Origin of the sequence: Thioclava sp. F36-6, from assembly GCF_002020305.1 — a bacterium.
Lineage (GTDB): Bacteria > Pseudomonadota > Alphaproteobacteria > Rhodobacterales > Rhodobacteraceae > Thioclava > Thioclava sediminum.
Map to the genome: position 1 here is coordinate 1,224,258 of NZ_MPZX01000001.1, position 23,281 is coordinate 1,247,538.

24 protein-coding genes are annotated in these 23,281 nt (G+C 65.7%); 4 read left to right on the plus strand and 20 right to left on the minus strand.

The window, feature by feature from the left end:
• Positions 1-48: 48 nt before the first annotated feature.
• Positions 49-276 carry a sulfurtransferase TusA family protein gene (locus tag BMI88_RS05635; RefSeq protein WP_078519357.1) on the minus strand — a complete coding sequence of 76 codons (228 nt, stop codon included), beginning with the start codon at positions 274-276 and terminating at the stop codon, positions 49-51.
• Positions 277-370: 94 nt separating this feature from the next.
• Here BMI88_RS05635 and BMI88_RS05640 point away from each other — a divergent pair, with 94 nt between their 5' ends.
• On the plus strand, positions 371-1,114 hold the full coding sequence (locus tag BMI88_RS05640) for a cytochrome c biogenesis protein CcdA (protein ID WP_078546719.1): 744 nt from the start codon (positions 371-373) through the stop codon (positions 1,112-1,114).
• Between the two features lie 3 nt (positions 1,115-1,117).
• On the opposite strand, the gene BMI88_RS05645 is transcribed toward BMI88_RS05640, so the two are convergent.
• The 12 genes from BMI88_RS05645 to BMI88_RS05700 form a co-directional block, all read right to left on the minus strand.
• On the minus strand, positions 1,118-2,542 hold the full coding sequence (locus BMI88_RS05645) for a UdgX family uracil-DNA binding protein (RefSeq protein WP_078546721.1): 1,425 nt from the start codon (positions 2,540-2,542) through the stop codon (positions 1,118-1,120).
• Positions 2,542-3,777 (minus strand): putative DNA modification/repair radical SAM protein, encoded by a 1,236-nt coding sequence (locus BMI88_RS05650; protein WP_078546723.1) that lies wholly within the window; start codon positions 3,775-3,777, stop codon positions 2,542-2,544. Before BMI88_RS05650 ends, BMI88_RS05645 begins: the two co-directional genes overlap by 1 nt.
• Positions 3,778-3,869: 92 nt before the next feature.
• A complete protein-coding gene (locus BMI88_RS05655) occupies positions 3,870-4,643 on the minus strand; it encodes a DUF2189 domain-containing protein (RefSeq protein WP_078546725.1) in 774 nt (257 codons plus the stop codon).
• A gap of 106 nt (positions 4,644-4,749) precedes the next feature.
• Entirely contained in the window at positions 4,750-5,496 is a 747-nt protein-coding gene (locus tag BMI88_RS05660; protein ID WP_078546727.1) for an SDR family NAD(P)-dependent oxidoreductase, read from the minus strand.
• A 36-nt stretch (positions 5,497-5,532) separates the two neighbouring features.
• Positions 5,533-6,078 carry an AAA family ATPase gene (locus BMI88_RS05665; protein ID WP_078546729.1) on the minus strand — a complete coding sequence of 182 codons (546 nt, stop codon included), beginning with the start codon at positions 6,076-6,078 and terminating at the stop codon, positions 5,533-5,535.
• A gap of 6 nt (positions 6,079-6,084) precedes the next feature.
• The gene (gene prfB / locus BMI88_RS05670; RefSeq protein WP_078539462.1) at positions 6,085-7,209 is read right to left on the minus strand and encodes a peptide chain release factor 2; all 1,125 of its coding nucleotides are present in this window, start codon (positions 7,207-7,209) and stop codon (positions 6,085-6,087) included.
• A 150-nt stretch (positions 7,210-7,359) separates the two neighbouring features.
• The gene (gene tpiA, locus BMI88_RS05675; RefSeq protein WP_078546731.1) at positions 7,360-8,103 is read right to left on the minus strand and encodes a triose-phosphate isomerase; all 744 of its coding nucleotides are present in this window, start codon (positions 8,101-8,103) and stop codon (positions 7,360-7,362) included.
• 88 nt (positions 8,104-8,191) lie between these two features.
• Positions 8,192-8,563, minus strand: coding sequence for an iron-sulfur cluster assembly accessory protein (locus BMI88_RS05680; protein WP_075774555.1), 372 nt, complete (start codon positions 8,561-8,563; stop codon positions 8,192-8,194).
• 24 nt (positions 8,564-8,587) lie between these two features.
• Positions 8,588-9,331, minus strand: coding sequence for a DUF3307 domain-containing protein (locus BMI88_RS05685; protein ID WP_078546733.1), 744 nt, complete (start codon positions 9,329-9,331; stop codon positions 8,588-8,590).
• Complete coding sequence (locus BMI88_RS05690; protein ID WP_146673478.1) at positions 9,328-9,933, minus strand: MarR family transcriptional regulator; 606 nt, start codon at positions 9,931-9,933, stop codon at positions 9,328-9,330. Before BMI88_RS05690 ends, BMI88_RS05685 begins: the two co-directional genes overlap by 4 nt.
• A gap of 81 nt (positions 9,934-10,014) precedes the next feature.
• Positions 10,015-11,088 (minus strand): alkene reductase, encoded by a 1,074-nt coding sequence (locus BMI88_RS05695; protein ID WP_078547302.1) that lies wholly within the window; start codon positions 11,086-11,088, stop codon positions 10,015-10,017.
• A 209-nt stretch (positions 11,089-11,297) separates the two neighbouring features.
• Positions 11,298-11,663, minus strand: coding sequence for a DUF59 domain-containing protein (locus BMI88_RS05700; RefSeq protein WP_093476840.1), 366 nt, complete (start codon positions 11,661-11,663; stop codon positions 11,298-11,300).
• 383 nt (positions 11,664-12,046) lie between these two features.
• Between BMI88_RS05700 and prfA the strand changes: the two genes are divergently transcribed.
• The 3 genes from prfA (at position 12,047) to BMI88_RS05715 (ending at position 14,991) form a co-directional block, all read left to right on the plus strand.
• Entirely contained in the window at positions 12,047-13,102 is a 1,056-nt protein-coding gene (gene prfA, locus BMI88_RS05705) for a peptide chain release factor 1 (RefSeq protein ID WP_078546737.1), read from the plus strand.
• Positions 13,099-13,956 carry a peptide chain release factor N(5)-glutamine methyltransferase gene (prmC, locus tag BMI88_RS05710; protein ID WP_078546739.1) on the plus strand — a complete coding sequence of 286 codons (858 nt, stop codon included), beginning with the start codon at positions 13,099-13,101 and terminating at the stop codon, positions 13,954-13,956. Before prfA ends, prmC begins: the two co-directional genes overlap by 4 nt.
• A gap of 270 nt (positions 13,957-14,226) precedes the next feature.
• Positions 14,227-14,991, plus strand: coding sequence for a DUF4167 domain-containing protein (locus BMI88_RS05715; protein WP_078546741.1), 765 nt, complete (start codon positions 14,227-14,229; stop codon positions 14,989-14,991).
• 70 nt (positions 14,992-15,061) lie between these two features.
• Here the strand turns inward: BMI88_RS05715 and BMI88_RS05720 are convergent, their stop codons facing one another.
• The 7 genes from BMI88_RS05720 to lptF form a co-directional block, all read right to left on the minus strand.
• A complete protein-coding gene (locus BMI88_RS05720) occupies positions 15,062-15,511 on the minus strand; it encodes a GNAT family N-acetyltransferase (protein WP_078546743.1) in 450 nt (149 codons plus the stop codon).
• On the minus strand, positions 15,508-16,353 hold the full coding sequence (gene rsmA, locus BMI88_RS05725; RefSeq protein WP_078519340.1) for a 16S rRNA (adenine(1518)-N(6)/adenine(1519)-N(6))-dimethyltransferase RsmA: 846 nt from the start codon (positions 16,351-16,353) through the stop codon (positions 15,508-15,510). The genes BMI88_RS05720 and rsmA overlap by 4 nt, the downstream gene beginning before the upstream one ends.
• 9 nt (positions 16,354-16,362) lie before the next feature.
• Entirely contained in the window at positions 16,363-17,385 is a 1,023-nt protein-coding gene (gene pdxA, locus BMI88_RS05730) for a 4-hydroxythreonine-4-phosphate dehydrogenase PdxA (protein ID WP_078546745.1), read from the minus strand.
• The gene (locus BMI88_RS05735) at positions 17,382-18,611 is read right to left on the minus strand and encodes a peptidylprolyl isomerase (protein WP_078546747.1); all 1,230 of its coding nucleotides are present in this window, start codon (positions 18,609-18,611) and stop codon (positions 17,382-17,384) included. Before BMI88_RS05735 ends, pdxA begins: the two co-directional genes overlap by 4 nt.
• A 92-nt stretch (positions 18,612-18,703) precedes the next feature.
• Entirely contained in the window at positions 18,704-20,932 is a 2,229-nt protein-coding gene (lptD, locus tag BMI88_RS05740) for an LPS assembly protein LptD (RefSeq protein ID WP_078546749.1), read from the minus strand.
• Entirely contained in the window at positions 20,932-22,050 is a 1,119-nt protein-coding gene (gene lptG, locus BMI88_RS05745) for an LPS export ABC transporter permease LptG (protein WP_078519336.1), read from the minus strand. Before lptG ends, lptD begins: the two co-directional genes overlap by 1 nt.
• On the minus strand, positions 22,047-23,192 hold the full coding sequence (lptF, locus tag BMI88_RS05750) for an LPS export ABC transporter permease LptF (protein ID WP_078519335.1): 1,146 nt from the start codon (positions 23,190-23,192) through the stop codon (positions 22,047-22,049). Before lptF ends, lptG begins: the two co-directional genes overlap by 4 nt.
• Positions 23,193-23,281: the final 89 nt, after the last annotated feature.

Here is a 23,281-nt window from a genome sequence, read left to right on the forward strand (position 1 = left end):
TTTGCGCTCGGCAAGGGGCTTAGTTGCTCGGTCTGAATGCGAGAGTCATCACCCCTTGCGCACCAGATAGACCTTCACGCCTTCCCAATCCTCTGCCTCGACCAGTTCGTGTCCGGTCTGCGCGCAGAAATGCGGCACGTCGATCCAGCTCGCCCCGTCGGTCGCGACCAGCTGGACCAGTGCGCCGGGCGCGGCCGACTCGAGCGCTTTGCGCAGGCGCAGAACGGGCAGGGGGCAGAGCAGCCCCTTCGCATCGATTTCGATATCGGGCGTCATGGCGGAGGTTCTCGCGCGCCCGCGCTGATTTGTCCACGCTGTTGTTATCTCACGACCCGGTGACCGCGCGCGAGGAATGGGGTAGAGGAAGAACATGTTTGGAATCGATCTCGTCTCCGCTGCGTTCCTGCCCGCCGCCTTTGTGGCGCTTTTTGCGGGTCTGTTGTCATTCCTCAGCCCCTGCGTGCTGCCGATCGTGCCGCCCTATCTCGCCTATATGGGCGGGGTTAGCATGGGCGATCTGCGCGAGGGCAAGCGCTCGGCGGTGGTCCCGGCGCTGTTTTTCGTGCTGGGCCTGTCGACGGTGTTCCTGTTCATGGGGTTCGCCGCCTCGACCTTCGGGCGGTTCTTCCTGACCAATCAGGTGCTGTTCGGACGGATCGCGGGCGGGGTGATCGTGATCCTCGGCCTTCATTTCCTCGGGGTGTTCCGTATCCCGATCCTCGACCGCGAGGCGCGGCTGGACGCGGGCGACCGGGGCGGCTCCTCGCTGGGTGCTTACGTGCTGGGCCTCGCATTCGCCTTCGGCTGGACGCCCTGCATCGGCCCGCAACTGGGCGCGATCCTGTCGCTGGCCGCCCAAGGCGGCGATCAGGCGCGCGGGACGGCGCTACTGGCGGTCTATGCGCTGGGGCTGGGCATCCCGTTCCTGCTGGCCGCGCTGTTCATCCAGCGCGCGATCGGCGTGATGAACCGGCTCAAGGCCTATATGGGGATCATCGAGAAGACGATGGGCGCGCTGCTGGTCATCGTCGGGATATTGCTGCTGACCAACGCGTTTTCGGCGATCAGCTTCTGGCTGCTGGAGACCTTCCCGAGCCTTGCCGTGCTGGGCTGAGGCTTAGCTCACCATCTGCGCCGCGCGGGCCAGATCCGCCTCGAAAGCCCGCATCATCGCGGGCTTTTCCATGTCGGGTAGGCGCAGCAGATAGGATGGATGGACGGTGATCAGCATCGGCGTGCCGTCCTCGAGCACCTCCACCGTGCCGCGCCGTTTGAGAAGGCCACGCCGATCCCCGGTGAGGCTCTCCAGCGCGGTCGCTCCCATCGCGAGGATTGCCTTCGGCTTCACCAAGCTGCGTTCTTGGTCGAGCCACCAGCGACAGTGATGGATTTCCTGCCGGTCGGGCGACTGGTGGATGCGCCGCTTGCCGCGCGGAGTGAATTTGAAATGCTTCACCGCGTTGGTGAGGAAGGCGCGCTCGCGGGACAGGCCTGCACGTGCTGCCACCTCGTCGAAGAGCTGCCCGGCGGGGCCGACGAAGGGGCGTCCCTCAAGATCCTCGAAATCTCCCGGCTGCTCGCCCACGATCATCAGTGGCGCATCGAGCGGCCCTTCGCCCGGCACTGGCTGCGTGGCGTTCTCCCAAAGCGGGCAGCGGCGGCAGCCATTCAGCCCGGCGAGCAGCTCCGCGCGGTCGCCCACGGGCGGCGGGGTGGCGCGGTCGCTTGCCAGCCGCTCGGTGATCTTGCCAGCGCGGGCAGGGGCGAGTGTGGGTGCGTTGGCCGCCATCTCTTCGGCGCGCACCTGCGCGGTCGCGATCATCTCGGGGATCAACCCGGCCTCGGGCAAGTTATGCCAATACTTGCGCGGCATCTCGGATTGCATCGCGCCGACCTTCAGTCGCGCCGGGTTGAAGATGTTGCGGAAATAGGTGCGCCAGAGGTCTTCGGCGCCATCCTCGGGCAAGTCAGGGCGCGGCTGGCCCTCGGAGAAGCGCAGCTTGCCCGCTTCGAAATGCGCGGTCAGATCGGGGGTGAAGATCGACCAGTCCATATCGCCGAAGCGTTTGACGAAGAACGGCGCGGTCAGTTCGCAGATGTAATGCGAGGGCTCGAACCACGCGGCGAAGCGGCGGCGCGGGGCGTCCGGGTCGCCGATCTCGCGGAAACGCACGAAGGCGGTCATCTTGTGGCGGTCGCGCGAGACCTCCTTCGCCATGCGGTTCGCCCGGTCGATGCGCGGATCGGCACGGTCTTCCAGCAGGCGCTTGTCGGATCGCAGCGCCCAGAGCACCGCGTAAGCCCGCGCGAAGCGTTCCGGGTCGCGATGGCAGATCACGAGGCGGGCGAGATCGACAAACGCTTTCGGCACACTGACTGCGCTGCCCGTGGGGGTAGGGGCGTCCTGCGCGAAGAGATCGGCCTCACCCGCCCCGCGATGCCACAGAAGCTCTTCGGGGGGGATGCCCGCGCCCAAAGCCGCGCGAGCCTCGTCTCGCCACGCCTCGAACGTGCCGATCTCGGGCAGGGTGATCGTGCGCATCAGAACAGCTGCAATTGCTGCGGCGGCGGGGCGAAGCGGGCGCGCAGGTCTGCCGCATCGGTCAGCGCGCGCGGATGCCAGTCCAACAGCGTGATGAAGGGTTTCGCCTGCTTCAGGTTCGCCCCCATCCGCCGCAAGTCCTCGTAGCGCAGCGTCCGGTGGCGGCGCGTCGCCAGCACCCGACCCACCGTCTTCACCCCCAGCCCCGGCACGCGCAGCAGCATCTCGCGCTCGGCCCGGTTCACGTCGAGCGGAAAGAGATGCCGGTTCGCCAGCGCCCAGGCGAGTTTGGGATCGACCGTCAGATCGAGATTGCCGTCGGTGGTGCCTTGCGAAATCTCGTCCACGTCGAAGCCGTAGAAGCGCAGCAGCCAATCCGCTTGATAGAGCCGATGCTCGCGCATCAAGGGCGGCTTGATCAGCGGCAGGGCGGCGGAACTGTCCGGGATCGGCGAGAAGGCGGAGTAATAGACGCGCTTGAGCGCATAGCTTGAATAGAGCCGCGTCGAGGTCTTCAGGATCGTCGTGTCATTTGCCCCGTCCGCGCCGACGATCATCTGGGTCGACTGGCCCGCGGGCGCGAATTTCGGGGGGCGCTTGCCTGTGAAGCTGCGCTCCTTGCGGGCGTCGCGCAGCAGCCGCACATCGCCCATTGCGCGCCGGATCTGGGCGGGGTCCTTCTCGGGGGCGTAGTCCTGCACCGCGCGGTCGGTCGGCAGCTCGACATTGATCGAGAGGCGGTCGGCGTAAAGTCCGGCCTCCTCGATAAGTTCGGGGGCGGCATCGGGGATGGTTTTCAGGTGAATGTACCCGCGGAAATTATGCTCGACCCGCAGGAGCTTCGCAATCCGCACCATGTCGGCCATCGTGTCATCGGGCGAGCGGATGATGCCGGACGACAGGAACAGCCCCTCGATATAGTTGCGGCGGTAGAATTCCAGCGTGAGGGTCACGACCTCCTCGGGCGAGAACCGCGCGCGGGTGACGTTCGAACTGACCCGGTTCACACAGTAAGCGCAATCGTAGATGCAGAAATTCGTCATCAGGATTTTCAGCAAGCTGATGCAGCGCCCGTCCGGCGTATAGGCGTGACAGATGCCAGACCCTGTGACCGAGCCGATCCCCTTGCCATCCTTCGAGTCGCGCCGCTGCCCCCCGCTCGAGGCGCAGGAGGCATCGTATTTCGCCGCATCCGAGAGGATCGCCAGTTTCTGATCGAGGGTCATCTTTGCCATGTGTTCACTATATGTTCACATATGCCACCTTGCAATAAATCCATGACAAAGGGGCGCGAAAATCGCGCCCCTCGGAAAACTTCGCCTCGGTTTCAGGCCGTCAGGCGGCGATACATGTGCCAGCTGGCATGGCCCAGAACCGGCAAAACGATGAACAGGCCAAGGAAGACCGGCAGCATCCCGATGAACAGGCTCGCCGCGATCACCATGCCCCAGATCGCCATCGAGACCGGGTTGGCCGCGACCGCCCGCATCGAGGTGAGGATGGCGGTGATGATGTCGATCTCACGGTCCATGATCAGCGGCAGGCCGACCACGGTGAAGGAAAACAGGATCGCCGCAAAGGCCGCCCCGATCGCGGAGCCTATCGTCAGCATCATCAACCCGTTACCGGTGAACAGGATCTCGGGCGAGCTGGAGATATTGGTGAAGGCCGACAGACCCATGAACAGCGCGAAGGTAGTGTGGGCCACGAAGACCCAGAACATGAACATCATCAGGATCAACATCGCCATCGAGGGCGTCTGGCGATCTTTCTCGGAAACGCAGCAGGCGATTACCTCACGCCAAACCAGTGGCTCTTGAGCTTCCAGCCTGCGACTGACGGTGTAGAGACCCATCGCGGCAAAGGGCGCGAGCAGCGGAAAGCCGAGCGCGAAGGGGATCAGCCACCATTCCTCGCCCTGGGCTGCGAACACGGTCCAGAGCACGATGCCGCCGAGCACATAGAAGCCCGAAAACATCAGTCCGAAGGCCGGGGCGCGTTTGAAATCGTTCCATCCTGCTTTCAGGATGTCTGGTATTTCCGAGACCTGAAGGTCGCGGATATGCGGCACCTCGGAGGGCGGCGACGCGATCGTTTGCATGTGTATTCTCCCTGACTGAGGGCCCTCTCCCCAAGGCCCGCAACTTCACGTTGCGTCACGCGGGCGTGATCTGTCCAGAGAATTGCGCGCTGCGTCGCCGCGAGGCTCAGCCGCCCATCCGTTTCGTCAGCCGCAGCGAAAGCGCATAAGGCAGTCGTTTCAATAGCTTGAGCTGCCATGTGAGGCGACGGGGGAAGTGGGTCTCGAAGCGGTCCTTGGCCAGCCCGTCGGCAATGCGGCGGGCGGCCTCATCGGCTTCGATCACGAAGGGCATGGCGAAATCGTTCTTCTCGGTCAGACGAGTCTTCACGAAACCGGGAGAGATCAGCCGCACGTCGATCTGGGGGGCATATTCAACGCGCAGGCTCTCGACGAGGTTGATGACGGCGGCTTTCGAGGCGGAATAGAGCTGCCCCTTCGGCAGCCCGAAGATCCCCGCGACCGAGCCGAAGATCACCAGTTGCCCGCCCTTGCGCAGCAATCCCGGCGCAGCCTGCGCGAACCACAGCGTGCCGAGCAGGTTCACCTCCACCAGCTTGCGCGCGGCGTCGCGCTCGATTTCATCAACGCGGCCGGGGTCGTAGAGCGCCGCGGTGATGATCATTGCGTCCAGCGGCCCGTGGGTGAGGATCTCGCCGCGCGCATCGTCGAGGCTTTCGGGGTCGGACACGTCGCAGGGCACGACCTCGCCCTGACCCAGCTCCGCCTTCAACGCGTCCAGCGGCTCGACCGAGCGGGCCGACAGCACCAGTCGCGCCCCGCGCGCGGCCAGTTCGCGCGCCAGCGCCTGCCCGATGCCCGAGCTCGCGCCCATGATCCAGATGCGTTTGTCCTTGAACTCCACGGTGCTCATCCTCTCGCTACTGGAGAGGATACGCGCCAAAACCGTTCAGGGTTTCATTCCGAGCGCGGAAACGCACTCGGCCAGCAGCTCGTCGAGCGGTCGCGTGCCCGACAGTTCCAGCACCGGCTCGGACCGGCCTGCCAGCCATTCGTGATGGCGACTGAGCGAGCGCCCCGAGAAATAGGGATCGTCATAGCCCGCAGCCCAGGTCAGGAAGGAGCCGTGATTGGCCTCCATGTCGCCGCCCTTGCGGATGCGCGTGCCGAAGCGCGCCGCCTCGCGCTTGCGCAGGCGCGCAAGGCGGATCGGTGTGGGCGCGGTGAGAAAGACGATCAGGTCGGCGCCTGCGATTGCGGGCTCCCCCCAGCCGTCGAGCGAGCCGGAGATCACCCAGCCGTCCGGCTCTTTCGCCGCTTCCATCAATGCCAGCCGCTCGGCGGGGCGGCGTTTGACGGTGTAGGGCGGGTCGCTCTCGGCCCAATAGAACTGATCGGTGTCGAGATGGGTGACGCCCAGCCGGTCGGCCAGACGTTCCCCCAGCGAAGATGTGCCCGAACCCGCGGCGCCGGTAATATGAACCCGCGCCGCCATTCGCGATCAGCTTTCCGCTTGCGCGTCGGCGCGGGATTTGCCTTCGAGGCCAAGCGCCAGCGTCGCCGCCATGAACCCGTCGAGATCGCCGTCGAGCACGCCCTGCGTGTCCGAGGTTTCGTGTTGCGTGCGCAGGTCCTTCACCATCTGGTAGGGCTGCAGCACGTAGGAGCGAATCTGGTTGCCCCAGCCGGCCGAGCCCTTGTTCTCGTGGGCTTCGTTGATCGCCGCGGTGCGCTTTTCCAGCTCCATCTGATAGAGGCGCGATTTCAGCGCCTTCATCGCGATATCGCGGTTCTGGTGCTGCGACTTCTCCGACGAGGTGACCACGATGCCGGTCGGATGGTGGGTGATCCGCACCGCCGAGTCGGTCGTGTTGACGTGCTGACCGCCCGCGCCCGAGGAGCGGAACGTGTCGATGCGGATATCGGCGGGGTTCACCTCGATCTCGATATTGTCGTCGACCACCGGATAGACCCAGACCGACGCAAACGAGGTCTCGCGCGTGCCCTTGCCGAAGGGCGAAATCCGCACGAGCCGGTGCACGCCCGATTCCGATTTCAGCCAGCCATAGGCGTTGGGGCCGGAAATCTTGTAGGCGCAGGATTTGATCCCGGCCTCTGCACCCGGTTCTTCCGATTGCAGCTCGACCTCGTAGCCGCGCTTTTCGGCCCAGCGGACATACATCCGCTGCAGCATCGAGGCCCAGTCGCAGGCCTCCGTACCACCCGCGCCCGCGTTGATCTCGAGGAAGGTGTCATTCGCATCCGCCTCACCGTCGAGCAGGGCTTCGAGCTCCTTCGACGCGGCGGTTTCTTTCAGCGCGGCCAGCGAGGCCTCGGCCTCGGAGACGACTTCCTCGTCGTCTTCCATCTCGCCCATCTCGATCAGTTCGACATTGTCCTCCAGATCCTGCTTGATCCGGTTATAGGTTTCGAACTTGTCCATCAGTTGCTGCCGGTCGCGCATCAGTTTCTGCGCGCGCGCCTGATCGTCCCACAGGGTGGGGTCTTCGATCATCGCGTTGAATTCCTCGATCCGGTGCGGCGCGGTCTCGAGGTCCATCCGCTGGCCCAGCAAGGTCAGGGACTTGCGGATCTGTTCGACGGTGTTCTGCGTCTCGGCGCGCATCTGTCATCCTCTTGAAAGCTTGGCCCGCGTGATACGAGATCGGGGCGGCGCCCGCAAGGCGGCGCGGGGGAAATTGCGTGGGCCGCGCGGCGTTGAAAAGCGGCGCGGCCCTTGTGTCTGTGGCCTCCGTGGGCCGGAGCGGGACTTGGCTCAGCTTGCGTCCAGTGCCGCGATGATCGCGCCGAAATCGCTGGCCTTGAGCGAGGCCCCGCCCACCAGCGCGCCATCGACGTTGGAGGTCGCGAAAATCTCCTCCGCGTTGGAGGGTTTGACCGAGCCGCCATAGAGCAGACGCATCCCGTTGCCCTCATCGGCGAAGCGCGCGACCAGCGTGTTGCGCATGAAGTCATGCACCTCGGCGATCTGCTCCAGCGTCGGTGTGCGGCCCGTGCCGATCGCCCAGACGGGCTCATAGGCGATCACGCAATTGGCCGCGGTCGCGCCATCGGGGACGGAGCCCGCAAGCTGTTCGCCGATCACGTCGAGCGTCTGCTCGCCGTCGCGCTGCGCCTCTGTTTCGCCCACACAGATCACCGCGATCAGACCTGCGCCAATCGCCGCCTCGGCCTTGGCGCGCACGATCAGATCGCTTTCATGGTGGTCCGCACGACGCTCCGAATGGCCGACGATGACATAAGAGCCACCCGCATCCGCAATCATCTGCGCCGAGATGTCGCCCGTATGCGCGCCGCTCTCGTTCATGTGGCAATCCTGCCCGCCGACCGCGAGCTTGCCGCCAGCCGCCTCGGCCATCGCGCCGATCAGCGTCGCAGGCGGGCACAGGAGCACGTCACAGGCGGGGGACGGGTGCGCTTCGGTCAGCGCCGTGACCTCGCCCAGATTGCTCTTGAGCCCGTTCATCTTCCAATTGCCGGCGGCCAGTTTCTTGCGCATGTGCGATTATTCTCCCTGATGTCGTTGGGCCTGACATTAGGGCAGGGGGCGCAGGCTCGCAAAGGGCAAAATGGCGCGGGGGCGAGACTTAGCCGTTGGTCTGGGGGGCTTCCATATCGGCGAACTTGATCGACTCGCCGCAGCCGCATTCGTCGACCACGTTCGGATTGCGGAACTTGAAGCCCGATTCCAGAAGGCCGGTCTCGTAGTCGATTTCGGTGCCCAGCATGAACATCTGCGCCATCGGCGCGATCAGCACACGGGCGGGGCCCTTTTCCACGACGATATCCATCGGCCCGGCCTCGGCCGCGACCTCCATCGTGTATTCCATGCCCGCGCAGCCCCCTTTCTTCACGCCGATGCGGAAGCCAGCCGCATCCTCGCGCGACATCAGCTTGGCGATCTGCGCGACGGCGGCGTCGGTCAGGGTGACGGGATCTTGTCCGGGGACGTTGAACATGGGGGCTCTCCTTCACCGAGTAATTTAGTCGGGGACGGGCAGGATTCCAAGGGGCGGAAGCTGTCCCAAAAGCGCGAGTGTGGCGTAAGAGGCGGCGAGCGCCCAGCCGAAGGAGGCCAGCGTGCCGATGATCACATATTCGGATTTCGGATTCGCCCCGTCCTTGGAAACCGCCTCGAAGCGCAGGATCGACTTCGCCGCGATCAGGAAGCCGATGCCGGAGGGTTGTCCCGCCAGAACCAGCAGAAAGATCAGCCCGCGTTCGAGCAGCCCGATCATCCGCCCGCCCTGGGGCAGCCCCTCAGGCGGGGCGTCGTTTTCGTATTGCGCCATCAGCATCCCCACCGCGAAACCACCCGCGCGGGTGGTGATCAGAAGCCCGGTGGCGAGCGTCAGGGCGCCGGGGAGCCATGAGAGGTTCGCCCAGAGCGAGTTGGCCCAGAACGTCGGGAAGGCGGCGGCGATGAGCCCGGTCGCAGCGAGATGAGCGGCTTGATCGCCGAGGAAGGCGGCGAGGGGATGCGTATTGGGGGCGAAGCTCTTGGCCACATCGATCACGAGATGGCTGAGCGCTACCAGCGCCAGCACCCCGATCAGCGCCCAGCTCAGCTGCAGCCCCACCAACAGCGTCAGCCCCGCGAGGATCGCGATGTGCTTGGCCAGAGTCGCTCCGTCCCGCCCGGCCTTCTTCGCCGCCATGTCGCTGCTTTGAAACGCGAAATCGGTGAAGGCATGGGCGAAGAGAAGCGCTGCGAAAGTCTCGATCATGGGGTCTCCTCGATCATCGCTAGGGCCTCCACGATGGCCGCGTAAGCCGCGCTTGCCAAGGCCTGTGCCAGCGATTGCCGGGTGATGCCGATCTCGGATGCGGCGGCGGTCTGGGTCGGTGGTTTGATGCGCAGCATCGGCGCAATCGCGCGCGCCTGCGCCGGCGTCCAGTCTTCCGAGATTTGATCGAACAGCCGCAGTGCCGCGCCAAGCGGCCCGCCCGCAGCATGAGCGATGCGCGGCTCCTCCAAGCTATCGAGTAGTTGGCCCGAGGCGGTGAAGACCGGCCCCGACGCCCCGTTCAGGTCGCCATCGGCAGGCAGCGTGCCATCACCCTCGGCAATCGCGATCCGGGTCGAGAATGCCTCGCCCAGAGCGCGCAACTCGGCCTCGATCAGCACGGCCAGCCTTGCCTGATAGCGCGGCTCGGTGATCGCGATCTGCCAACCATCGCCGCGATTGCGGGCGAAAGCCGTGTCGCCCAGTGCGGGCTGGAGTACTGCCGCCGCGCCCTCGATCGCATCAAGCGCCGCGCTCAGCTCCGACGCCGAGAGCCGGGTCGAGGCGACGATATCGCCGGTAAGGACACAAAAATAAGCCATGCGCAGGTTGTAATGCCTGCGCATGGAGATATGCAAGTAAAAACGCCTGCATTAACTATTTAGCAGGCAAATTGGCCTGCGTTACCCATCGAGGAACGGATAATCCGTATAGCCCTCAGCGCCGCCGCCGTAGAACGTGTCCGGGTTCGGCGCGTTGAGCGGCGCGTCCTTCTCGAAGCGCGTCGGCAGGTCCGGGTTCGCGATGAAGAGCTTGCCGAAGGCCACTGCCGCCGCGCCCTCTTTCAGCGCTGCTTCGGCCATCGCCTTGTCGTAACCGTTATTCGCGATATAGGGCGCCTTCGACTTCGCACGCAGCGTCTCGATCCCGTCCTCCGGCCATTCGCGCGGCCCGCCGGTCTGGCCTTCCACGAAGTGGACATAGGCCATCCGCTTGGTGTTGAGGAACTCGACCACCGCACCGAACAGCTCGGCCGTGTTGCTGTCGATGCCGACGTTATTCGCGTTCGACCACGGCGAGAGGCGGATACCCACGCGCTCGGCGCCAAGGATTTCGGTCACCGCGTCCACCACTTCGCGCAGGAAGCGGGTGCGGTTCTCGATCGCGCCGCCGTATTCGTCCTCGCGTTTGTTCGAAGTGTCGCGCAGGAACTGGTCGATCAGGTAGCCATTCGCGGCGTGGATCTCGACGCCATCGAAGCCCGCGGCTTTCGCGTTGCGCGCGGCGTTGCGGTAATCCTCGACCGTGGCGGCGATCTCTTCGACCGTCAGCGCATGGGGCGTGGTGGTCGCGACGAAGCCTTCACCGTCGAAGGTTTTCGCCTCGGCCGAGATCGCGGAGGGGCCGACCGGGTCGCGCCCATCCAGAAGCTGCGGCACCGAAATCCGGCCCACGTGCCAGATCTGCGCGACGATCTTGCCGCCAGCGCCATGAACGGCTTCGGTGACCTTCTTCCAGCCCGCGACCTGCGCGTCGTTATAGATGCCCGGCGTCCAGGCATAGCCCTGACCCATCGGCGAGATCTGCGTGCCTTCGGTGATAATCAGGCCCGCGCCTGCGCGCTGGCGGTAATATTCCACCGTCATGTCGGTCGGATGCAGATCGGGAGCGCGGTTGCGGGTCAGCGGCGCCATCACGAAACGGTTGGCGATCTCGATCGCGCCGAGTTTCGTGGGGGAGAAAAGCGTATCAGCCATGTCGGTCATCTAGTCGGGCCTCTCATCGGGTTTGACGTTCGGCAGCATGAGATGGGTCTTGCAGCGCGATGGGCAAGGCGGCGGGAAGCGCAACGCCCCTGTGCGCAAATGCGAGGAAACAAAAAGGGAGCCGCGTGGCTCCCTTCCTCTTGGTCCGAAATATCCCGGGGGGCACCCGCAGGGTGCGGGGGCAGAGCCCCCTCCGGACCTCACATGAAGCCCAGTTCCAGCCGTGCCTCGTCCGACATCATGTCCATGCCCCATTGCGGATCGAAGGTCATCTCGACATCGACATCGCGCAGACCGCCCACGCAGGCCACGGCATCGTGAACCCAGCCCGGCATCTCACCCGCGACAGGGCAGCCCGGCGCGGTGAGCGTCATGATCACCTTCGCGTCATTCTCGGGGCTGATCTCGATCGTGTAGACGAGGCCGAGATCGTAGATGTTCACCGGAATTTCCGGGTCATAGACGGTGCGGCACGCTTCCACGACACTTTCGTAGAGCGGGTGATCGGTCGTCGAGGGCTTGATCAGCGGGGTGCCTTCAAGCGGCTCTTCGGGCGTGGCGGTCATGGAAGCCTCTTTCATCGGCGGGGGCGCGCGCGGGCGCCTATCGAATTACTCGACTGTTTATCTAGGTGATAGGACCCGAGCCGTAAAGGGAGGCGTGGGCTGTCTGCTGATATGTGATGACCTGGCGTCCATGACGACACGTTGGTTGAGAAGGTGCGCGCCCGAGCCTCGGGTGGGCGCGTGGCGTCGCCTGTGGCCGGGCGCTTTATCTTGCAAGCTCGGCGGACGCTTGAGCCTGCGACGACATCGCCAATGCGCCCTCCCGGGGGGGGAGGGTCGGGCGCGGCCCGGGGCTGGCCGCCCCGGGCCAAAGGGAGAAAGCGGCGCGCTCCTCCCAACGCTCCTGCCTTGACGCCCCGCACGCTTCGCGCCAAACCGATCCCATGTTGCCCGAAGAGAAACTCGACCAGATCCTCGCGCGCTTCGAGTACCTCGAGGCGCTGCTCAATGCTGGTGCGGAGCCCGCCAAGATTGCCGAAATCAGCCGCGAATATTCCGAATTGAAGCCGGTCGTGACCCAGATCGAGGCGTGGCGTCAGGCCCGTGCCGATCTGGACGAGGCGGAAGGCTGGCTGAGCGATCCGGAAATGCGCGATCTGGCCGAAGAGGAATTGCCGCGCCTCAAAGACCGCATTCCCGAGATGGAGCAGGCTTTGCGCGTGGCGCTTCTGCCCAAGGATGCCGCCGACGCGCGCCCCGCGATCTTGGAAATCCGCCCCGGCACGGGTGGCGAGGAAGCGGCGCTTTTCGCGGGCAACCTGCTGCGGATGTATCAGAAATACGCCGAGAAACACGGTTGGCGGTTCGAGATGATGGAGCTGACCGAGACCGAGCTGGGCGGCGTCAAGGAAGCCGTGGCCCGGATCGAGGGCGAGGGCGTCTTTGCACGCCTGAAATACGAGTCCGGCGTCCACCGCGTGCAGCGCGTGCCGGAAACCGAGGCAGGCGGGCGCATCCATACCTCGGCCGCGACCGTGGCGGTGCTGCCCGAGGTCGAGGCGGTCGATATCGACATTCCCGCCAACGACATCCGGATCGACACGATGCGGGCCTCCGGGGCGGGCGGCCAGCACGTCAACACGACGGACTCGGCGGTGCGCATCACCCATATCCCGACCGGGATCGTCGTCACCTCGTCGGAGAAATCCCAGCACCAGAACCGCGCCAATGCGATGGCGGTGCTGCGCGCGCGGCTGTTCGAGGCCGAGCGCGACCGCGCAGCCTCGGAGCGCGCCGAGACACGCAAGTCGCAGGTGGGCTCCGGCGACCGTTCGGAGCGCATCCGAACCTATAATTTCCCGCAAGGGCGGCTGACCGATCACCGCATCAATCTTACGCTCTATTCCCTTGATAAGGTTATGGAAGGCGAGATCGACGAGGTGGTCGACGCGCTGATCGCCGACGATCAGGCGGCTAAGCTCGCGGAGATGGAGGCGTGAGGGCGCAGGATGCGTTGGTCGCCGCGACGCGGCGTCTGCGCGAGGCCGGGATCGAGGGCGCGCAGACCGACGCACGCAGGCTGCTGGCCCATGCGCTGCAGATCGCGCCCGATCGGCTGACGCTCGCGCTGCAAGACCCGCTGCCAGAGGACGCAGCCGCCCGGTTCGAGGTGGCGCTGACTGCCCGCGAAGCCCGTCAGCCCGTCGCTCAGATCACCGGCAAACGCCTGTTCTGGGGGCACGAATTCCGCGTCACCCGCGACACGCTCGACCCGCGCCCGGAGACGGAACTGCTGGTCGAGGTGGCGCTGGAACGCCCCTTCGTCCACGCGCTCGACCTTGGCACCGGCACCGGCTGCATCCTGATCTCGCTGCTGAAATCCATGCCCTTCGCGGCGGGAACGGGGACCGATCTGTCGGACGCCGCGCTGGAGGTCGCGAAATCCAATGCCGAGGCGCTCGGTGTCGCCAAACGCGCCAAGTTCCTGATTTCAGACTGGTTTGCCAATGTGCCGGGGCGCTACGACCTCATCGTCTCGAACCCGCCCTATATCGCCGAAGACGAGATGGCGGGGCTCTCGCAGGATGTGCGCGAGTGGGAGCCGCTCTCGGCGCTGACCCCCGGTGGCGACGGGCTCGACGCCTATCGCGCCATCGCACGCGGCGCCGGGGCGCGGCTGCTCGCAGGCGGGCGTCTCGCGGTGGAGATCGGCCCGACACAGGCGCAGGCGGTCAGTGACCTCTTCGCGGCCCAAGGTTTCGAGCGGATCGAGACGCGCCAGGATCTCGATGGGCGCGACCGCGTCGTTTTGGCGCATAAATCCGGGGATACGGCGGATTGCGGCGCTTCCTGAGCGCGAAATCGCGCAAAATCTTGGGGAAAACCCCGCGAATCGGCGGAAATCGCGGATTTGACCGATTTTCTGACTTGAAAGGTGGCCCCCCGCATGTTTAGTCAAGCCTGTGCAGGGCGGATATTGATCCACCGCACGGCTCAGCTTCACAGCGCGGGTGTTAGGAACGAAACCGGGCAAGTATGCCCAGCGTGACAGTTCAGCCCGCAGGCCACGCATTAGCGGCCATTTCCGAAAAGCCCGTGACAACGGGCCAAGAAAACGAAAGCCATGAGATCTTCGAAATCCCGTTCGCGCAATAAGTCGAACCGTCAACGGTCGATGGGCAATATCGTTAACCGCGTCTTCGACAGCTCCGGCCCCGAAGGCAAGGTGCGCGGTACGCCGCAGCAGATCATCGACAAATATCTTCAGCTTGCGCGCGATGCGCAGCTCGGCAACGATCGCGTGGCCGAACAAAACTTTCTGCAGCACGCAGAGCATTACACGCGAATGCTGGGCGAGGCGCAGAAAGAACAGGCTCGCGAGCAAGAGGCCCGCAACCAGCAGCGCCAGCAGAACAACCAGAATAACGGCAACCAGAACAATGGTGGCCAGAATAACGGTGGTCAGAACCAAGGCGGTAACGGTCAGCAGGGCGGTCAAAACAGCGGCCAGAACCACGCTCAGCAGGACGACGGCCAGAACGAGGCCCAGTCGAAGGGTGAAGCTCAGGACAACAATACGTCCGAGCGTCGCGAAGAGCGCAGCGAGGCGAAATCCTCCGGTCGCAACAAGCGCGCCGAAAGCCCCGAGATGATGCCGCCGATGCCGCAGCTGGAGCTCGAAGAGGATTCCACCCTCGTCGAGACGCCGGAAAGCCGCAGCAGTGAAGAGGCACCGAAAGCCGCGGAACAGCCTGAGAAGGCCGAGAAAGCGGAAAAGGCCGAAAAGCCCAAGCGTCCGCGCGCCCCGCGCAAGCCGCGCGCCCCTAAAGCCGACAAGGCTGAAAAGGCAGAGGCGAGCGCCGAGCTGCCCAAAGCCTCGGGCGAGTAAAGCCTCGGACAAGAGATAGCAAAAGGCCCGCCAGATCGGCGGGCCTTTTTGCATGGGGCAGGGGCGGCGCTCAGGCGGTCAGGTCTTTGTCCAGAAATACCCGGTCATAGCCACCGTCCATCCGGCGGTCTCGCTCGATGAAGCCGAGCCGCGCATAGACCGCGCGGCTTTCCTCCATCGCGGCATTGGCAAAAAGCCACAGCTTTTCCGCGCCGATCTCGCGGGCGCGCGCCTCGGCGAACGCCATCAACTGCCGCCCGATGCCTTGGCCCTGTGCGGCCGGGTCGACGGCGACGGGCTCGATCTGCAACCGGGGCGGCGTGCTGTCATCCGCAAAGAGCCCGATATAGCCCGCGACTCCGTTCTCCCCCTCACAGACCCAGAGATGCGGCAGTTCGGCAGCATGATCGGCGAGCATCGGCGCGGGTGGGCGTCCGATCCGGGGAATGTAGCGGGAGAAGGCCGCCTCGGCGATCTCGGCAATGCGCGGCAGGTCGTCCTCGCGCGCCGGGCGGATCATTCCTGACCCGCGACGATGCGTGCGAGCCGGCAGAACTGCTCCAGCGTCACGCGTTCGGCGCGCTCGGTGGGAGCGATCCCGGCCTGCTCCAGCTTCGCCTCGATATCGGGGGCCACGCCTTTCAGCGAGGCGCGCAGCATCTTGCGGCGCTGGTTGAAGCCCGCGGCCACGACCCGGCTGAGCGTCGCCGCATCGGCCGGATAGCGCGGCTCGGGCAGGGCGCGCAGATGCACCACCGCGGAATGGACCTTCGGCGCGGGGGTGAAGGCCTCGGGCGGCAGGCTCATCACGATCTTCGCCTCGGCACGCCATTGCGCGAGGATCGCGAGCCGCCCGTAATGTTTGCTGCCCGGCTTCGCCACGATCCGCTCGGCCACCTCGCGCTGGAACATCAGCGTCAGGCTTTCCCAGAAGGGCGGCCAGTCTTTCGGCGTCAGCCAACGCACCAGCAACTCGGTGCCCACGTTATAGGGCAGGTTCGCAGCGATCTTGATCGGCGGCGTCAGATGCGCGAGTGGATCGATCTGCAGCGCATCGCCATTGATCACTTCGAGCCGCCCCGGATAGGCCTCGGCAATCTCGGCCAAAGCGGGCAGACAGCGCGTGTCCTTCTCGATCGCGAGGACCTTGCGCGCCCCTTCGGCCAGAAGCCCGCGCGTCAGACCGCCGGGCCCGGGGCCGACCTCCAACACGTCCGCGCCCGTCAGATCGCCCGCAGAGCGCGCGATCTTTGCGGTCAGGTTCAGGTCCAGCAGGAAGTTCTGCCCAAGGCTCTTCTTTGCGACGAGGTCATGTGTCTGCAGAACCTCGCGCAGCGGCGGCAGCCCATCGATCGTCGCCATCACGCTGCCTCAGTCATGACGCGCGGCTCCCATCCGGGCCGCCATCTCGAGCGCCGCGATCAGCGAGGCGGGGTTGGCGCGGCCTTGACCCGCGATGTCATAGGCGGTGCCGTGATCGGGCGAGGTGCGCACGAAGGGCAGGCCGAGCGTGATATTCACCCCGCCGTCGAAATCGAGCGTCTTGATCGGGATCAGCGCCTGATCGTGATAGGCGCAGATCGCGGCGTCGTAAGTCTGACGGGCGCGGGCGTGAAACATCGTATCGGCTGGCATCGGGCCCGCGACGGCGTAGCCCTCTTCGCGCAGACCGTCGAGCGTGTCGGCGATCCAGTCGCCTTCCTCGGAGCCCATCGCGCCGCCTTCGCCTGCATGCGGGTTCAGCCCCGCCACCGCAATCCGCGGGGAAGAGAAGCCGAAATCGCGCCGCAGCCCTTCATAGGTGATCCGCACCGTCTCGCGCAGAAGCTGCGGGGTCAGGAGTTTCGGCACCTCGGAGAGCGCGACATGGATTGTGGCGGGCACCACGCGCAGCGGCGGATCGACCCGCGACGAGGCCAGCATCATCACCACCCGCTCGACGCCCGCGAGATGGGCCAGATATTCGGTATGGCCGGGGAAGGTGAACTTTGCCCCGTCCTTCAGGGCCTTCTTGTTGATCGGCGCGGTGGTCAGCCCGGTGCCTTCGCCGCGCATCACCAGATCGACGCCGCGCGCGATCACGTCGATGACGGCTTTCGCATTGGCCGGGTCCGGCTCGCCCGGAAGGGCGGCGGCGGGGAATTGATGGGGCAGCACCGGCAGCCCGGCGCTGGCATGGCGCAGCGCATCGGAGGGCCGGTCGATCTCGCGGATCTTGGTGCCGCGCGGCAGATGCGCGGGATCGCCGATCCAGACGAAGGGCAGCTTCGCGCCGCAATGCTCCCAGGCGCGGGCGGCAATCTCGGGGCCAACCCCCGAGGGATCGCCGCAGCTGAGGATCACGGGGCGGTCGGGCGCACGGGCCGCGGTGCGATCGGTCGGCTGGGCGCTCATTTGCGCACGATCACCGCGTCGGCTTCCAGATCGGCCATGTAGCCGTTGGCATAGGCTTCGAGCGCCTTGCTCTCCAGTGCCGCGCGGACCTGATCGCGGTCGGGGGCCGACTGGTCGCCCTCGGGGGCCACCTTGCGATCGCAAAGCATCACCAGAAGATCATTCGCGCCCTGCGGGATCACTTCGCTCTCGCCCACGTCGAGATGCGCCAGCGCGAGACCGACATTGGTCGGCACCTGCGCCTGCGCCACGTCCTCATGCATGGTGAGCGCGCTCGCCGGGAAGCCCTTGCCGATCGTGTAGAGCTGGTTGCATTGGCGCGCCGCGGCCACCTGGCTCTGGATCTTGGCCGATTGCTGCGAGCCGGTCTGGCCGATGGCGAAGGTCATGTAGCTCAGCGACTGCGGGCCCGACGGCGCGTCGCCGTCACCGATCGCGCGCAGCATGAAGACCGCGACCGCGCCCTTGAGTTCGATCGGCTGGGTCGCCGTGCCCGGCTTGAGCTTGAGCACCACGCCGCGCAGTTGCGGCGGCAGCTTGTCGATCGGCATCCAGTCCAGACGCCCGCCGCGATCCCGCGAGGGGGCGGCCGAATATTGACGCGCGAGTGCTGCGAAGGCGCCTTCGCCCTGCGCGGCCGACAGTTGGCGCGCCTGACCCATCGCCGCGCGCTCGCGGCCCGGCGGGGCGGGCACGATCGCCTCGGAGATCAGCACTTTCACGCCCTTGCCAGTCTGGCTTTCGGGCTTCATCGCGCGGTCGATGTCCGCTTTCGTGATGTTCACCTGCGGCCCGAAGCGCGCCCGGACCACCTGACGCCAGACGAGACCGGCCTCGGTGAAGTTGCGGAAGGTGTTCGGATCGACGCCCTCCTTCTGCAGCGCCTGCACGAATTGCTCGCCGGTCATGTTCGCGCGGCCCGCGAATTCGTCCATGCCCTGCTGGATCGCGGCTTCGTCGAGCTTGATGCCGATGCGATTGCCGGCCCAGACGCGCAGGCGATCTTCGATCAGCGCCTTCTCGGCATCCTCGCGGGAGTTCGAGCCGGCATTGAGCAGCTGCATGAAGCGCTGGCGCTGGCTGATCTCGTAATCGGTCACGCCCATCCCGTTGACGGTAACGACGGGCGCGAAGCTGCCGCCCGATTGCGCCTGCGCCGTCCCTGCGGCGAAAGGCAGGGCGAGCATCAGCGCCAGAAGGGTGAGCAGTCGGGTCATCATCGTCATGAGCGTGCCTGTCCGTTTCGTCTCGTTCAGTCTTGGCCCTTTGGGCCTCGTTGATCCTCTGGGCCCGCTGGGCCGCGTTGCGATCCTCAGCCTCACCCTCCGCAGGTTCGCCGCGCGGGCGCACCGCCACTCGCGCCGAAGCCGACGAGTTGGACGGAAAGGCCGAAATCGGTCTCCGGGGCTACACTAGTGGATGACGTGAAGCGGCGCGAGAGGGAAAGATCAACCGCGATGCATTCGGTCTGGTAGCGCAGGCCGAGCTTGGCGCGCGCGGCGCGCTCGGCGGTGAAATCGTAACGTGTGCTGAGCGTGCCCGACCAGCCGTTGCCCCAACGCCATCCCGTGTCGAGCATCAGTTCCGACATGTTGTCGTCGCGCCCTTCGGCGGGGTTTTTCTCGAGCCAGAGATATCCTGCCGAGACGTTGAAGTCGTCGCCGGCTCGCGACAGCCGCAATTCGTCGCGCGACACGGAGAAGTTATCGTCGAACAGCGCGCGGTTCGACAGCGTCAGCCCGTTCGCGGTGGCCAGATGGGTTGCGAGGAGCCAGTCGGATTTCGTCCCCGACAGCCCCGTGCCCTGCGAGAACTGGCTCAGATCGCGCTGGCGGAAGACGCGGCCCGCCGCGACGCCCAGCGACCAGCCGGAGCTGTCATAGCGCGTCCAGCCGAGCCCGACATTGGCGCGCAGGCCGGTCTCGCGCGCATCCTCGCCCGGATAGCGGGTCAGCGAGAACAGGTTGCCGCCGTCGAATTCGGGCAGCTGGCTGTCCTCGTTGGGGGCGTCCGCCAGATGATCGGGCGCCCAGACGATCTGCGCCACTGGCTCGATCACATAGGCGGCGCGACCACTCGTCTTCACCCAAGGCCAGCGGATTTCCGCGGCGAAGGTGGGTTGGCCGCGCAGGATCGTGTCGCTGAAGGCGGGATCCTGATTGGTCTCGATGATGTCGCCCGCGAATTGCGCCTCGAGCGAGCCCAGCATACCCGGCCCGAACAGCCAGTTGCGCCTCCAGTCGGCGGTGAGCGAGCCACGCACCATGTCGCGCCCGTCGGGGCGTCCGTCGCCGTTGAGATCGAGCGTCGAACTCGAAGCGCGCCGCGTCGCCAAGGTGGAAAACCGCAGGCTGCCCTGTCCGCCGATCCCGGCGGGGCGGAAGGTGCGGATCCATTCGCCGGTGCCGCTCAGCATCGGTTCGGTGGAGTTGTTCTCATCCGCGCGCAGCGAGTGAATATTGCCGACGCGGGTCCAGATCATCTCGTCGCGGCGGACCCGTTCGAGCTCGACACCCGACCAAAGCCGATCGTCGTCGCCGAGCCCGTAATTGAGCAGGTAGCTGTCGTCGCTGACCAGCCGAAGCTGCGCCGTCAGGCGGAATTCGCGGGGCAGCTGCGCCTCGAGATCGCCGAAGAGATAGCCGCGCGTGCCGTTGCGAATGTCGTCCTTGCTCAGCGCGCCCGACCATTCCATCTTGCCCCAGTTGAAGGCCTGCCGGTAGCGCAGGTTCAGCGTCTCGGTGCGCGAGGTCGCGAAATAGGGCGTCACCGTCAGGTCGCGGCTGGGCCCGAGCGCGATGAAATAGGGCACCAGAAGCCCCGGCCCGAGGCCGCTCGTGGTGCGGAATTGCGGGGCGAGGAAGCCCGTCATCCGCCGCACGCCCGGCGCGGGCAGGCGGAGACGCGGCAGATAGGCGATCGGCACGCCCGCCGCACGGAACTGGGCATCCTCGAAGACGATCTGACGCGTGGTCGCGTTATGCACGACGCGGCTCGCGCGGATTTCCCAAAGCGGCGTCGGATTGGTCCGGCAGACCTCGCAGGACGAGGCTACGACCTTGTTCATGATCGTGATCGCGCCGTCGCGCCGCTCGATCCGGGCGGCGGCGAGTTGCAATTCGCGCGCCATCACCATCCGGGCGCTGAGCAGGATGCCGTTTTGCAGGTCCGAGGACAGCTCCGCCTGCGAGGCGAGGATCACCGCCTGCGACTGGCCGGGCTGCACCAGCCGGATCGGACCTTCGAGGTAGAGCTTGTCCGCCTTCTGGTCATAGACGACGCGTTTGGCAGACAGCCGGTTCGATTTGTAGAAGACCTCGACATTGCCCTCTGCGACCAGCTTGTTCTGATTGCGGATCGAGACCCGGTCGGCCAGCAGCGTTGCCAACTCGTCCGAAGAGGGGATTGGCGCGCCTTGCGTCGTTGTCGCGGCATCGGTCGCGGTGTTGTCCTGTGCGCGCACCGTCTGCGGAGCCGCCAAACCAAGCGCGACGATCAGCGCCAAGGCGCTCGCCCGTCCTGCCAAGGCGCCGAATTGCCGCCGCATCACCCATCCTCCCGGTGCAGTAGCCGCGCCAGCGGCAGCATCAACCCGATCACCGGCGGCGCCCAGGCCGCGAGCAGAACGGGAATCTGTCCGTTATCGCCCAGAACTTGCGCGATATTGCGCAGGAAGAACAAGCCCAGACCGGCGGCCAGCGCCAAAAGAACCTTCGCGCCGATGCCCCCAAAGCGCACATGATCCATCGTGAAGCTGGCAGCGATCAGCACCATCGCGGCCAGCAGCACCGGCAGCGCCAGTTCCATCTGGAACCAGACGATATGGCGGCGCGCCGAGAAGCCCGCATCCTCGAGCGACGCGATGAAGCTCGGCAATTGCCAGATCGGCACCGCGGAGGGCTTGCCGAAACTGTCGCGGATGCTGGCGACCGTCAGATCGGAGGGCAGCGAGAGGCTGTCCTGGGTGGTGGCGTCGCGCTCGGGATTGGTGGATTCGCCCAGCGGCCAGTCCTTCACGTCCTGCAACTGCCATGCGCCCGGCACCAGCGTCGCGGTCTTCGCGTCGATCCGGCGCACCGGGCCGCGATTAGGGTCGAAGATCAGGAAGGTCACGCCGTGCAGGGTCGTGGCATCGCCATTGGCGCGCTCGGCATGGATCACCGCCTGCGCCAGCGACTTGCCGTCCGAGGCAAGACCCGCGCTTTGCCGCATCCACACGCCCTCGCGCCCGATCGAGACGGTCGAGCCGCCATCGGACGTGTAGTGGTCGACGAGCGTCTCGTAGCGCTTCGAGGTGGCGGAGACGAGCGGGTTGCCCACCAGCAGTGCCAGTAGACCGATCACCAGCGCCGCCGCGATCGGGGCTGCCAGCATCCGCAGCGCGGAGCGGCCCGCCGCCCGGATCACCACCAGTTCCGAACTGCGCGCCAGCGCGACGAACAGCGCCACCGCCGACAGCATCACGATCAACGGCAGGATGGTGTAAATCGTCTCGGGAATGTTGAGCGCAGAGAGCACCGAGAGCTGTAGCAGGCTCAGCCCCTGATCGGAGAAGCGGCGGATTTCCTCGACCACGTCGATCAGGAACAGGATGCCCCAGAAGCTCGCCGCGACGATCAGGAAGCTGCGGAGGAACCGTTTCGCAAGATAGAGGGCAAGCGTCACGCGGCAGCCTCCCGTTTGGGCCGGATACGGCGCGGACGCCCCGACCACCACAGCATGAACAGCACCATCACGATCCCGCCCAGCGTCGGCGCGATGAGGCTCGGCCAGAGCGAAGGGTCGCGCCCGGAACTGGTCTCGGCGGCGTTTTGCAGCACCTGCACCACGATCAGGCCGCCAATGGCGAGCGACATCTGCCGCCACATGCCGAAGCGCGAGAATGTGCCCATCATCAGCGCCGAAAAACCGATCAGCGCCGCGATCGGGGCTAGCAGGGGCTGGGTGATCCGCCGGGCAAGCTCCAGCCGCAGCGCGTCGCGGGCGGCCTTGGCGCTCTCCGCGCCCGGGGTAGCGTCCAGACCGGTCCCGGCCATCATCGCAGCGAGGCGCGGCGTCGTCATCTCGTCGATCTTCGGCGCCCGCGCCTTCCCGGCCTTCAGGAAAGAGCCGATATCATAGGTGAAATTGCTGAACCGCGTGACCGACAGGCGGTCCGAGGGTTTGCGCAGGGTCTGGGCCATACCCGAGAACATGATCAGTTTCGGCCCCGTCTCGGTCTTCACAATCACGCCCTTGTCGGCGGTGTAGATCGTGCTCGTCTGCGCCGAGCGGCTGTCGGAGACGAAGATGTCCTGCAACTCCCCCAGATCGGAAATGCGCCGGATATAGATCGAGATGCCCGGCGCGGGATGCTGGAACGTGCCTTCGGTGAGGAATTTCGCGGTCAGGTTCTGCGCGACCTCCTGCTGGCGCTCGGCCAGCCGGGCCTTCGCGGCGGGGACGAGGAAATTCACCAGAAGCGCCATCATCACCGAGGCGATCAGCCCGAAGACCAGCACCGGGCGCGCCAGCCGCCAGTTCGAGGTGCCGGTGGCGCGCATCACCACCAATTCGCTGTCCTGATCGAGCCGGTTGAACGCGTAGATCGTGGCGGCGAAGGCGGCGACCGGCAGCACGATGCGGATGACGTAAGGCAAGGTCAACGCGGTGAATTCCAGCACCACCGTTGCGGTCTGGCCGTCCGAAATCAGGCTGTCGAACATGATCACAGCCCGGTTGACCCAATAGACGGAGACCAGCACGAGCGCGAAAAACCCGAACAGCGCCATCAATTTGGACAAAACATATCTGTCCAGTTGCGTCACGACCCTCTCAATACCCCCGAATATTTCCCTTTCTCTAGCCTGTCGGGCGAAGTGAGGGAAGGGCACAGCGGGGGTGCTTTTCATTTTCC

Coding starts and splice junctions, on each gene's coding strand:
- BMI88_RS05645 (WP_078546721.1), bottom strand. CDS start 2,542: ATGCGCACGATCACCCTGCCCGAGATCGGCACGTTCGAGGCGTGGCGA.
- BMI88_RS05680 (WP_075774555.1), bottom strand. CDS start 8,563: ATGTTCAACGTCCCCGGACAAGATCCCGTCACCCTGACCGACGCCGCC.
- rsmA (WP_078519340.1), bottom strand. CDS start 16,353: ATGGCGACGATCGATGGGCTGCCGCCGCTGCGCGAGGTTCTGCAGACA.
- tpiA (WP_078546731.1), bottom strand. CDS start 8,103: ATGCGCAAGAAACTGGCCGCCGGCAATTGGAAGATGAACGGGCTCAAG.
- BMI88_RS05660 (WP_078546727.1), bottom strand. CDS start 5,496: ATGAGCACCGTGGAGTTCAAGGACAAACGCATCTGGATCATGGGCGCG.
- prfA (WP_078546737.1), top strand. CDS start 12,047: ATGTTGCCCGAAGAGAAACTCGACCAGATCCTCGCGCGCTTCGAGTAC.
- BMI88_RS05665 (WP_078546729.1), bottom strand. CDS start 6,078: ATGGCGGCGCGGGTTCATATTACCGGCGCCGCGGGTTCGGGCACATCT.
- BMI88_RS05735 (WP_078546747.1), bottom strand. CDS start 18,611: ATGACGATGATGACCCGACTGCTCACCCTTCTGGCGCTGATGCTCGCC.
- prfB (WP_078539462.1), bottom strand. CDS start 7,209: ATGCGCGCCGAGACGCAGAACACCGTCGAACAGATCCGCAAGTCCCTG.
- BMI88_RS05695 (WP_078547302.1), bottom strand. CDS start 11,088: ATGGCTGATACGCTTTTCTCCCCCACGAAACTCGGCGCGATCGAGATC.
- BMI88_RS05635 (WP_078519357.1), bottom strand. CDS start 276: ATGACGCCCGATATCGAAATCGATGCGAAGGGGCTGCTCTGCCCCCTG.
- BMI88_RS05700 (WP_093476840.1), bottom strand. CDS start 11,663: ATGACCGCCACGCCCGAAGAGCCGCTTGAAGGCACCCCGCTGATCAAG.
- BMI88_RS05650 (WP_078546723.1), bottom strand. CDS start 3,777: ATGGCAAAGATGACCCTCGATCAGAAACTGGCGATCCTCTCGGATGCG.
- lptD (WP_078546749.1), bottom strand. CDS start 20,932: ATGCGGCGGCAATTCGGCGCCTTGGCAGGACGGGCGAGCGCCTTGGCG.
- BMI88_RS05715 (WP_078546741.1), top strand. CDS start 14,227: ATGAGATCTTCGAAATCCCGTTCGCGCAATAAGTCGAACCGTCAACGG.
- BMI88_RS05640 (WP_078546719.1), top strand. CDS start 371: ATGTTTGGAATCGATCTCGTCTCCGCTGCGTTCCTGCCCGCCGCCTTT.
- BMI88_RS05720 (WP_078546743.1), bottom strand. CDS start 15,511: ATGATCCGCCCGGCGCGCGAGGACGACCTGCCGCGCATTGCCGAGATC.
- BMI88_RS05685 (WP_078546733.1), bottom strand. CDS start 9,331: ATGATCGAGACTTTCGCAGCGCTTCTCTTCGCCCATGCCTTCACCGAT.
- BMI88_RS05690 (WP_146673478.1), bottom strand. CDS start 9,933: ATGGCTTATTTTTGTGTCCTTACCGGCGATATCGTCGCCTCGACCCGG.
- pdxA (WP_078546745.1), bottom strand. CDS start 17,385: ATGAGCGCCCAGCCGACCGATCGCACCGCGGCCCGTGCGCCCGACCGC.
- BMI88_RS05655 (WP_078546725.1), bottom strand. CDS start 4,643: ATGCAAACGATCGCGTCGCCGCCCTCCGAGGTGCCGCATATCCGCGAC.